General features: G+C 43.5%; 2 protein-coding genes. Both read left to right on the top strand.

Annotated features, from left to right (window positions below; all coding sequences use genetic code 11):
• A partial coding sequence (locus F6K49_RS42570; protein ID WP_293107460.1) for a calcium-binding protein occupies nucleotides 1–720 on the top strand: 720 nt, incomplete at its 5' end.
• Between the two features lie 77 nt (nucleotides 721–797).
• Nucleotides 798–2,048 carry a transposase gene (locus F6K49_RS42565; protein ID WP_293025701.1) on the top strand — a complete coding sequence of 417 codons (1,251 nt, stop codon included), beginning with the start codon at nucleotides 798–800 and terminating at the stop codon, nucleotides 2,046–2,048.
• The last annotated feature ends 205 nt before the right edge of the window (nucleotides 2,049–2,253 follow it).

Below are 2,253 nucleotides of genomic sequence, written 5' to 3'. Positions count from 1 at the left end.
TTGATTGGTGGCTCAGGGAATGATGTCCTTACTGGTGGACCTGGTCCTAGCTTTGGCTTGAGTTTGTTTGAGGTTAAACAGACATCTGATCATGATTTCCTCGATGGTGGAACAGGAAATGACACTCTCAACGGAGCAGATGGGAATGATGTCCTAAAAGGCGGAGCTGGTGATGATTCCCTTTTAGGTGATGTTCGTAGGCGTTTGACTGGAATTCCCATAAACTATAATCCAGGTAGTGACATCCTTGATGGTGGAGAGGGAAATGATGTCCTCGAAGGTGGAGGTAGCAGTGATACTCTCATTGGTGGCACTGGCAATGATACCCTAATTGGTGATGGTGATGATCAAAATGTCTTTGGTGGCGGGAATGATTATCTAATTGGTGGGAATGGTGATGATTCTCTAGTAGGTGGCAACGGTAGCGATACCCTGACTGGTGGTCATGGAGCTGATATCTTTCAGTTCACATTTAGAAATCGTCCATTACCCATCTTTCCCCCTTCAATCCCTTCATCACAACCGCTACAACCTTCAACGGGAATCAACATAACTGATAGTTCCCTATTGTCGAGGAACTCTGACTCGGAAGTTCCACGACCGGAAAGCGGAATTGACAGGATTACCGATTTCAATGTCCAACAGGGAGACAGGATTGAAATTGTTAGCTACCCCGGCGAGAAGCCCCGCACCATAATCTTTGATTTGGTGTCGGGATGATAGCCGGGACAGGGTTTATGTAAATTAACAGTTATCATTCACCTGGTTTGTGTTAAGATATTTTGATGGCACTAATCATGAACTACACTTATCGAATTTATCCAGATACAGCTCAACAGGAATTAATGTTGAGTTGGCTAGAAACTTGCCGACGACTTTATAACCGTTGCCTGCGAGACTTAAAGGACTGGATGAATAGTCGGAAGTGTGCAGTTGATCGGTGCTCGCTTAATAGGGAATATATCATGTCGCCTGACATTCCATTCCCCGGATACAGGTCACAGAAGCGACAGTTAACGCAATGGAAAAAGACTGAATCTGACTTGAAAGAAGTTCACTCTCAAGTCACTCAAGATGTCATTAAGCGATTACATACTTCTTGGGAGTCGTTCAGACAAAGAGGAAAAGGTTTTCCACGATTTAAAAAGTACGGTCGCTATCAATCGTTTTTGTTTCCTCAGTTTGCGACTAATCCAATTAAGGGGGATCAAATCAAACTACCCAAGATTGGGCTTGTAGATCTGAGATTACATCGAGAAATCCCTGAAGGATTTCAAATCAAGACTGTACGAGTTGTATCAAGATGTCGAGGAACAAAATGGTTTGTTGTTATCACCATTCAAGCTGATGTTTCTGTTCCGGAAAACCCGGCTTTTGGACGAGCAATCGGAGTAGATGTCGGGTTGATTGATTTCCTAGCTACATCAGATAATTTAACGATTCCTAGACCGAGGTTTTTCATAGACCTACAACGCGAGCTGAAATTGCTGCAACGTAGAGCATCTCGAAAAAAGAAACGGTCTAAGAATTACGAAAAAGCACAAATCAAGGTAGCACGGTTACATCACCAAATTGGTAATACCCGTAAAGATTTTCACCTTAAAGTTGCACATCAACTCTGTGACCAGGCTGATTCAATTTTTGTAGAAGACATTGATTACAGAGTAATGGCAAAGGGCTTTCTGGGTAAGCATTCTCTTGATGCTGGCTTTGGTCAGTTCAGAGAATTCTTGAAATGGGTATGTTGGAAACGAGGAAAGTTTTTCGCAGAAGTTGACCATAAAGGGACATCAAAGCAATGTCCTGAATGTGGAACCGAGTGGGATAATAACCTCTCAATCCGTTGGCATACCTGTGATGAATGCGGGTATTCCAACAATAGAGATGTCGCTTCAGCCGAAGTAATGCGTAATCGTGGAATCAATAAGTACCCAAGGACAATTGGGGAAAGGAAACTGTCTGCTGATAGCGTACTGTCGGGGGTTTTGTACCTAGATAAGTGCTACGCAGAAACTCTTAATCGTGAGGTTAAGAAGCCCGCGCCGTAATCAAAGATTCGGCGTCGGGAGTATGTCACTTACCCATTCCATAGTCCTACTGCTGCTGGTGAGATTATCTTTACGCTTAGATTTCCCACAGCGTACTGATCAGTCAACTTAGTGATAGCTGTAGTCAGTGGACAATAGGTGAATTTTAGTGTCGAGGCGCTCACGCTAACAGTCTGAAGTTGATTAAGCTTTGCAGCTGGTTTCA

The organism is Moorena sp. SIO3I6, from assembly GCF_010672095.1.
The sequence above is the reverse complement of the archived record's forward strand: the minus strand, read 5'-3'. Positions and strand labels throughout refer to the sequence as shown.

Excerpts from the sequence above, each read along its gene's own strand:
- F6K49_RS42565 (WP_293025701.1), top strand. The coding sequence starts at position 798 with ATGAACTACACTTATCGAATTTATCCAGATACAGCTCAACAGGAATTA.